Below are 8,612 nucleotides of genomic sequence, written 5' to 3' on the forward strand. Positions count from 1 at the left end.
CGCCGCGTCGATCACGTCGGGCACTGGTGAGCCCGCCTCGCCGAGACAATCCCCGAAAGTGTAGACCAGCCGGTTCGGCTCCACTTGCGCAGGGGTTCCGAAATCGGTATGGGGATCTGGCTGTCGGCGGAAATGCGCTAGCGGCAGACTAGGCCCTGCGGTGAGGTGGGACTCCTAGACGACGGGGTGTGGACGTATGCGGGCCAGGGTGGCATTGGTGACGGCGATGGCGGGCATGCTGCTCGCGGGCTGCCAGGTTTCGGTGACCGGATCCGCCGGCGTTTCCGCCGCCGACCAGCAGAAGGCCGACCGGCGCGCCGAGCAGCGCGAAGCCGTCGACACCGCGCTGAAGACCTTCGCCGAGCAGCCGGTCGCCGTCTACCACGGCACCGCGAAGGACTCGGCGGGCACGCCGGTCGACCTGGCGCTGCGCGTCACCAAGGCGGGCACCTCGCTCGGCACCCTGCTGCTCGACAACCAGGGCGCGCAGCTGGTGATCGCCGACGGCAAGCTTTACCTCTCCGCTGGCGCGGGCTACTGGAAGTCCCGTGGCATCAAGCAGGAGCTCGGCGACCTCTACGCGAAGGGCTGGGCCAAGGCGGAGGCCTCCGAACTGCCGGTGAACCCGGCGACACTGCTGGTGCCAGCCAAGGCGGCCGAGAAGATCCGCGCCACGCTGTCCACTGTGGACCAGCTGGCCGAGCCGGTGCGCGCCAAGCTGCCCGACGGCACCGAGGTGTTCGAGATCAAGTCGCCCACCGGCTCGCTGCAGGTGACCACGGCCAAGCCCAGCCGGCTGGTGAGCGTGCCCGCGGCGGCGATCGACCCGGCGGCGGCAGGCGCGCTCGGCACCCAGCTGACCATCGACGCGGCCGCGCCCGACGTGGCCAAGAAGTTCCACGACGACCTCAACGCCAAGCTCGACACCTTCGGCCAGCCCGCCGATTCGGTCGCGCAGGCGAGCGCGGCCATCGCGGACCACAAGTTCGACTGCAACAGCGGCAACGCCTCGTGCACCACGACCGTGACGGTCGCGAACGTGCTCGTCGGCGGCGACTCGTCGGCCTCGCAGGTGCACCTGGTGCTGACCGTCCAGGTCACCGCGGAGGGCCTCGCCGGGCAGAACTGCAGCGCCGAGGCCACCGCGGCGCCGAACACCTCCAGCACGATGGCGTGCACGGTCAAGTTCAACCTGCCCAACCGCACCGCGAACTACAAGGTCCTCTCGCAGCCGTCGGCCACCGCCGACGTCCGCGCGGCCGTGGACTTCCCGGCGCTCAAGGGCAAGCTCGACACCGAGTTCAAGGCGATCGGCGGCTGACGCCCGCTAGGACATGCCCTAGGTGCCCGACAGTGCCTTCACGACCGGCGCGAACTTCTCCATCTCCGGCTCGAACACGGTGATGTACGAGAAGCCGTAGCGCTCACGCCGGGCGACCAGCTGCGCGACGATCTCCTCGACGGTCCCGAACAGCAGCTGCGGCGCTTCGAGCAGCCGGTCGGTGTCGAGGATGTCCCGTGGAATCGTGTCCTGCCACGCTTCGACGGCCGCGCGCCGGTCTTCGGTGATCTCGACCTTCTGGATCAGCATGTTGGCCTCGACCTCGCGATCACCAGCGCGCGAGCGGAAGAACGCGACACGCTCGTCGACGGCCTCGGCGTCGTCGAGCTGGAAGGTGCCCGGAGAATGGCCGGGTGCCTGGCGCAGGCCCGCGAAACCGACGATGTCCGCGTGCTTGGCGGCGAGTTCCAGTATTCCGTCGCTGTTGCCCGCGAGCAGCAGTGGCGGTGGCGTGGTGCCGTCTTCGACCAGGCGGCGGTTCAGCTCGGTGATCGTCTTGTCGAGGATCGCGATCCGCAGGGACGCGCGCTGCCAGGGCAGGCCTGCGTCGACGAATTCGGATTTCATGTGGCCGGCGCCGAGGCCGAGGTCGAAGCGGTCGCCGGTGAGCTGGATGGTGGTGGCGACGTCACGGGCGAGCAGCGCGGCGTTGTAGAACGGCACGTTCATCACGAGCGGGCCGACTCGGAGGTGCTCGGTGACGGCCGCGGCCACCGCGAGCGCGGGCAGCGGCGCCGGGCAGCGCTCGCCGAGATGATCGGGCACGGTGATGGCCCGGTAGCCGAGCTCTTCGGCCCGGCGGCACTTCGTGATCCACTGGGTGCTGCCTTCGACGGCGCGAAGGCTCACCCCGAACTTGAAGTTCCCCATGGCTCAACGCTAAACCCTGTGGTCGGGAACACACCCGCCATTTCGCCTAGAGCGGAGTGCCGGAAAAGGATAAAGCGGGCTTTATCCCGCTAAGGACAAAGCCCGCTATATCCCGGAGAGACTCAGGCGTTGCCGTCGAAGAGGCTCGTGACCGAACCGTCCTCGAAGACCTCCTGGATCGCGCGCGCCAGCAGCGGGGCGATCGAAAGCACCGTCAAACCGGGGAAACGCTTCTCCGGCGGGATCGGCAGCGTGTTCGTGACGATGACCTCGCGCGCCTTGCAGTTCGAAAGACGCTCGGTCGCGGGGTCGGAAAGAATGCCGTGCGTCGACGCGATGACGACGTCGGCCGCGCCTTCGTCGAGCAGCGCCTCGGTGGCCTTCACGATCGTGCCGCCGGTGTCGATCATGTCGTCGATCAGCACGCAGAGACGGCCACGGACCCGGCCGACGACGCGGTTCGCGACCGCCTGGTTCGGCTTGTCGGGGTCACGCGTCTTGTGGATGAACGCGATCGGCTTGTCGCCGAGCTGCTGCGCCCACTTCTCCGCCAGCCGGACCCGGCCGGAGTCGGGCGACACCACGGTGATGTCGGCGTTGTCGTAGGTCTTCTTGATGTGCTCGGCCAGCACGTTCTGCGCGAGCAGGTGGTCGACCGGGCCGTCGAAGAAGCCCATGATCTGCGCGGTGTGCAGGTCGACCGTCATGATCCGGTCCGCGCCCGCCGTCTTGAACAGGTCCGCGATCAGCCGCGCCGAGATCGGCTCGCGGCCCTTGTGCTTCTTGTCCTGGCGGCCGTACGGGTAGAAGGGCATGACCACGGTGATCCGCTTGGCGCTCGCGCGCTTCAGCGCGTCGACCATGATCAGCTGCTCCATCACCCACTCGTTGATGGGCGTGGTGTGGCTCTGGATGACGAAGGCGTCGGTGCCGCGGACGGACTCCTCGAACCGGACGAAGATCTCACCGTTGGCGAAATCGTGCGCGGTCTGCGGGGTGATCGTCACGTTGAGGTGCTTGGCGACCTCTTCCGCGAGTTCCCGGTGGGCGCGGCCGGAGAAGAGCATGAGGTTCTTCTTCGGCGTACCGGACTTCGGACTCATTCTTTCGACTCCCCGTCGGTGTTCTCTTCATCGAGTGCGGCGGACGCTGCTTCCGCCGCCGGCGTGCCCGGCCTGCGCCGGACGACCCAGCCTTCGAGGTTGCGCTGTGGCCCGGTGGACACGGCCAGCGCGCCCGGCGGCACATCGCGCCGGATGACCGTGCCCGCCCCACTGTAAGCGCCATCGCCGATGGTCACGGGGGCGACGTACATGTTGTCCGACCCCATGCGCACGTGCGAGCCGATGGTGGTGTGGTGCTTGTTCACGCCGTCGTAGTTCACGAAGACGCTAGCCGCGCCGATGTTCGAGTGGTCCCCGATTGTGGCGTCGCCGACGTACGTGAGATGCGGCACCTTCGAGCCTTCGCCGATCTTCGCGTTCTTCGTCTCGACGAATGTGCCGATCTTGCCCTTGTTCCCCAGGTCGGTGCCGGGACGCAGGAACGCGAACGGGCCGACCGAGACGCCTTCGCCGAGCACCGCGTCCGAGCCGTGCGTGCGGACGACCGACGCGCGGGCACCGACCGTCACATTTTCGAGCGTCGTGTCCGGGCCGATCTTCGCGCCCTCACCGACCGAGGTGGAGCCCTTGAGCTGCACGCCGGGCTCGATCACAACGTCACGCGAGAGGGTGACCCCCGCGTCGATCCAGGTGGACGCCGGGTCGGTGACCGTGACACCCGAGCGCTGCCAGTCGCGCACGATCCGCCGGTTCAGCTCGGCGCCGAGCACCGAAAGCTGGACGCGGTCGTTGACGCCCTCGGTCAGCCACGGGTCGTCGACCACCAGCGCGCCGACGTGCTTGCCGTCGCCGCGTGCGATGCCCAGCACGTCGGTCAGGTACAGCTCACCCTGCGCGTTGTCGGTCGAAAGCCGCGAGAGGCCGTCGAGGAGCACGGACGCGTCGAACGCGTACACGCCGGAGTTGATCTCCTGGATCGCGCGCTGGTCTTCCGAGGCGTCCTTCTGCTCGACGATCGCCGCGACCGCGCCGGAGTCGTCGCGCACGATGCGGCCGTAGCCGGTCGGGTCCGCGACGGTCGCGGTCAGCACGGTGACCGCGTTGCCCGCTTCGGTGTGCGACTTCAGCAGCGCGGCGAGGGTGGCGGTGTCGAGCAGCGGCACGTCGCCGTAGCTGACCAGCACCGTGCCGGTGAGCGCGGGCGGGAGCTTCTCCAGGGCGCAGCCGACGGCGTGGCCGGTGCCCTTCTGTTCTTCCTGCACCGCGGTGGTCACCGTGCGGCCGAGTGCGGCGCCGACGGTCTCCAGATGCGCGCCGACGGCGTCGCGGCCGTGGCCGACGACGACCACGAGGTGCTCCGGGTCGAGCGCGGCGGCCGCGCGGACCGCGTGCTCGACGAGCGGGCGCCCGGCGATCGGGTGCAGCACCTTCGGGGTGGACGAACGCATGCGGGTGCCCTCACCCGCGGCGAGGATCAACGTGCTCAGCGGGCCGGTCACAGCTCTCCCAACAAGGAAACGGGGGTTCCTACCGGGAGTTCATCCTACGTGGGGGTCTCGAAGCCCCAAGCAGGGTCATCCAGTCCACTGCCGGTCGGCTTGCTGACAGCGGCCTCGACGGCCATCGAGTTGGCCGACGCGACCTGGTTGCCACCGCCGCGCTTCGCCTCGTACATCGCCGCGTCCGCACGGGAGAGCACCTGCTCGGCGCGTTCCTGCGGCCGCAGCGACACGAGACCGACCGACAGCGTGACGCCGTGCGAAAGGCTGTGCGGCAGCGCCGCGACCTTCGACACCGCGCGGCCGAGCGCCTGCTTCGCGGCCGACACCGGGGCGCCGGGCAGCAGCGCGATGAACTCGTCGCCGCCGTAGCGCGCGACGATGTCGTCTCCCCTGAGCGCGTCACGCAGTGTGCTCGCGACGATGCGGAGCACGTCGTCACCCGCCGCGTGGGACTGCTTGTCGTTGACGCCCTTGAAGCCGTCGAGGTCGACCAGCGCGACCGCGAGCGGCTGCGCGTCGGCCGAGGCGGCCAGTGTGCGGAGCCGCTCGTCGAGCGCGCGGCGGTTGGGCAGGCCGGTGAGCGGGTCCTGCAGTGCCTGCTGGGTGATCGCACCGTGCTCGGCGGAGAGCCGCTCGTGCTCGCGGCGCGCGTTGAGCGTGGCGATCTGCGACTCGCGCAGTGACCACATCTCGGTCTCCAGCGTGGTCGCGTAGTCGATCAGCGACTGCGTGATGCCGGTTTCGGCGTCGGGGACGTTGTCCAGCCTGGCCAGCTCGCGGGCGAGGTTCAGCCGCATCGACGGCGACGAGATCTCCTCGGCGAGTGTGGCGCGGGTCCGGCGGAGCAGATCGAGCGCGTCCGCGCGACGGCCGACCTTGTCGTAGCAGCGAGCGAGCGCGATCACGACGATCTCGTGCTCGTGCGGGAAGAAACGGTCGGTGTTGAGCTTCTCGAGCCGGTCGATGTGCACGCTCTCGGGAGCGGCGAGCGCGAGCGCGGCCGCCAGCACACCGACCTGGTCGACGGCGGAGACGCCGGTCAGCCGGGGGAACAGCGACTCGGTGAACGGGCCTTCCGCGGCCAGCGCCATCGACGCGGCGACGCGGAACTTCTCGGCGGCCTCGTCGTAGGACTCGACGCGTTCGAGCCGCAGGCCCCAGCCGAGCAGCATCTTGACGCGGTTCATCAGCTGCAGGGTGATCTCGTGCGGGCTGGCGGTGTCGCGGATCGACTGGTGCGCACGCCCGATGACCTCTTCGGCGGCTTCGTACACGCCGAGCTGGTTGAGCACGATGAAGCAGTCGATCAGCGCGCCGGACTGCATCCGCGCCCACTCGCGCCTGCCGAACTGCATGTCCGGGGTTTCCGAGTCGTCCAGGATCGCGAGCGCCCTGGCGATTTCGGTGAGCGCGGCGTCCTCCTGCTCGGCGAGCATCAGACGGCGCCCGCGCAGCGCGTGCGCGTCGGCGCGCAGCAGCGCGAAACCGTGGCGGCGGGTGTGCGCGAGCATCTCGTCGAGGCGCGGCTCGGCCTCCTCGGCCATGCCGCGGGTGACCAGCCTGGCGGCCGCCGACGCGCGCAGCAGATGGGCGACCAGCAGCGGCTCACCGCGGCGCTGGGTCTCGCCGAGCATGTCGTCGAGATGCGACACGATCTCCAGCTGCTCGGAGTGCTCGACGCGCTGCACGGCCGCGAGCAGCTCGCGGGCGCGGCCTAACAGCCAGGCGTCGGACATGTCCGCGAGAGTCGGGCGCCTAGTAGCGGTCCTGGGCTCGATCGCCTCTTCGTGCAGCGGCACACACCCCCATGGGTCGACGCTTACCGGTGATCTCTCTAGCTGCTCCGCCGCCAGGATTCGAACCTGAACTGTCAGAACCAAAATCTGAAGTGCTGCCGATTACACTACGGCGGATCGATCCTGGTCAGGATATCCAGACCTGACACCGTCGCCGTCAGGCGGGGTGTTCGGCTCTCCCCAAGCGGCGAAACCTCCGGTACCGTAACTTACGGCATCGTAGGTAAGGACGCCCTATATAAGGCTCCTACCTGCAGTTAGAGCAATCAGGAGCGAAGTTATATGACGGCCACCCTCGACCGTTCCACCTCGACCGGACCGAAACCCATCATCAGCGGGCAGCGCGGCTTCGGTGTCCAGGCCACTGTCTACTTCGGGGTCATCGCACCCCTGCTGGCGCTTCTCGCCGCCGTGCCGTTCGCCTGGGGCTGGGGTCTGACCTGGGTGGATGTCGCCATCTTCGTCGTCTTCTACTGCATCAGCGGGCTCGGTATCACGGTTTCGTACCACCGCTACTTCACGCACGGCTCGTTCAAGGCGAAGCCGTGGCTGCGCGTCGCGCTGGCGATCGCGGGCAGTTTCGCGCTGCAGGGGCCGGTCATCACCTGGGTCGCCGACCACCGCCGTCACCACGCCTTCTCCGACCGCGACGGCGACCCGCACTCCCCGTGGGCGTACGGCACCTCGCCCGCGGCGATCGCCAAGGGCTTCTGGCACGCGCACATGGGGTGGCTGTTCGACCGCGACCAGAGCAACGCCGAGCGCTTCGCGCCGGACCTCGTCAAGGACAAGGCCATCCAGAAGGTCGACGACCTGTTCTGGCTGTGGAGCCTGCTCACGCTGACGCTGCCGGGCATCATCGGCGGGCTGGTCACCTGGTCTGTCTGGGGCGGTGTGACCGCGTTCTTCTGGGCCGGGCTGGTGCGCGTCTGCGTGCTGCACCACGTGACCTGGTCGGTCAACTCGATCTGCCACATGATCGGCGAGCGCCCGTTCGCGGCGCGCGACAAGTCGGCGAACTTCTGGCCGCTGGCGATCTTCTCGTTCGGCGAGTCGTGGCACAACCTGCACCACGCCGACCCGACCTCGGCCAGGCACGGGGTCCAGCGCGGCCAGATCGACATCTCCGCGCGGGTGATCTGGATCTTCGAAAAGCTCGGCTGGGCGCACAGTGTCCGCTGGCCGACGCCGCAGCGGCTCGCCAAATTGGCGACTGAGACAAATTGAGTCCCGCCCGCCGACTACTGTGGTGTAAGTGTCAGCCAGGAGGCGGGGGAAACGTGAAACGGTCACCGGAGCACGCCCGGCCGCTCCGGTGACCCGGGTCAGGATGACCGGGTCCGAGCGCCGGCAGCAGTTGCTCAACGTCGCGCGCGCCCTCTTCGCCGAAAAGGGCTTCGACGGCGCGTCGATCGAAGAGATCGCCCATCGGGCCAATGTGTCCAAACCGGTGGTGTACGAGCATTTCGGTGGCAAGGAAGGGATCTACGCGGTCGTCGTCGACCGCGAGACCCAGCTGCTGCTCGACCGCATGGTGTCCACTTTGCACGGTGGGCACCCGAAGGCGATGCTCGAACAGGCCGCGATCGCGTTGCTCAGTTACGTCGAGGATTCGCACGACGGATTCCGGATCCTGGTCCGCGATTCCCCGGTGGCGAGTTCCACCGGAACGTTTTCGACCGTGCTGAACGACATCGCGAGCCAGGTCGAGCACATTCTCGGCCAGCAGTTCACCGCACGCGGATATGACGACAAGCTCGCCGCGCTCTACGCGCAGGCGCTGGTCGGGATGGTCGCTTTGACCGGCCAATGGTGGCTCGACGCCCGCAAACCGAAACGCGACGAGGTCGCCGCGCATCTGGTGAACCTGGCGTGGAACGGGCTGTCGAACCTGGAGCACAAGCCGAAGCTGAAGCTCAAGTAGGTCTCGTGAGCGTTGCGGGCGGTTCTAATACTCCAGCTGTAGTTCGTGATGTGGCTGGCGTGTCGGTGAAATAGGCGCGGCCACCACGGTGATCATGAGTGTTTGTGAAGACAA

At 68.3% G+C, this 8,612-nt stretch carries 7 protein-coding genes and 1 tRNA gene; 3 read left to right on the forward strand and 5 right to left on the reverse strand.

Annotated features, from left to right (window positions below; all coding sequences use genetic code 11):
* Positions 1-196: 196 nt before the first annotated feature.
* Complete coding sequence (locus ACFV15_RS39160) at positions 197-1,321, forward strand: hypothetical protein (protein WP_378357324.1); 1,125 nt, start codon at positions 197-199, stop codon at positions 1,319-1,321.
* Between the two features lie 18 nt (positions 1,322-1,339).
* Here the strand turns inward: ACFV15_RS39160 and ACFV15_RS39165 are convergent, their stop codons facing one another.
* From ACFV15_RS39165 to ACFV15_RS39185, 5 genes are all read right to left on the reverse strand, one after another.
* Complete coding sequence (locus ACFV15_RS39165) at positions 1,340-2,212, reverse strand: TIGR03621 family F420-dependent LLM class oxidoreductase (protein ID WP_378357326.1); 873 nt, start codon at positions 2,210-2,212, stop codon at positions 1,340-1,342.
* Positions 2,213-2,334: 122 nt separating this feature from the next.
* The gene (locus ACFV15_RS39170) at positions 2,335-3,315 is read right to left on the reverse strand and encodes a ribose-phosphate diphosphokinase (protein WP_378357327.1); all 981 of its coding nucleotides are present in this window, start codon (positions 3,313-3,315) and stop codon (positions 2,335-2,337) included.
* Complete coding sequence (gene glmU / locus ACFV15_RS39175) at positions 3,312-4,775, reverse strand: bifunctional UDP-N-acetylglucosamine diphosphorylase/glucosamine-1-phosphate N-acetyltransferase GlmU (protein ID WP_378357328.1); 1,464 nt, start codon at positions 4,773-4,775, stop codon at positions 3,312-3,314. The genes ACFV15_RS39170 and glmU overlap by 4 nt, the downstream gene beginning before the upstream one ends.
* Positions 4,776-4,819: 44 nt before the next feature.
* Positions 4,820-6,514: a diguanylate cyclase domain-containing protein gene (locus ACFV15_RS39180; RefSeq protein WP_378357329.1), complete on the reverse strand. Its 1,695-nt coding sequence runs from the start codon at positions 6,512-6,514 to the stop codon at positions 4,820-4,822.
* A gap of 105 nt (positions 6,515-6,619) precedes the next feature.
* Positions 6,620-6,691 (reverse strand) — tRNA-Gln (locus ACFV15_RS39185).
* Positions 6,692-6,856: 165 nt separating this feature from the next.
* Between ACFV15_RS39185 and ACFV15_RS39190 the strand changes: the two genes are divergently transcribed.
* Positions 6,857-7,801: an acyl-CoA desaturase gene (locus ACFV15_RS39190; protein WP_378357331.1), complete on the forward strand. Its 945-nt coding sequence runs from the start codon at positions 6,857-6,859 to the stop codon at positions 7,799-7,801.
* A 103-nt stretch (positions 7,802-7,904) separates the two neighbouring features.
* A complete protein-coding gene (locus tag ACFV15_RS39195) occupies positions 7,905-8,498 on the forward strand; it encodes a TetR family transcriptional regulator (protein WP_378357334.1) in 594 nt (197 codons plus the stop codon).
* The last annotated feature ends 114 nt before the right edge of the window (positions 8,499-8,612 follow it).

The sequence above is a fragment of the Amycolatopsis sp. NPDC059657 genome (assembly GCF_042734395.1).
GTDB lineage: Bacteria > Actinomycetota > Actinomycetes > Mycobacteriales > Pseudonocardiaceae > Amycolatopsis.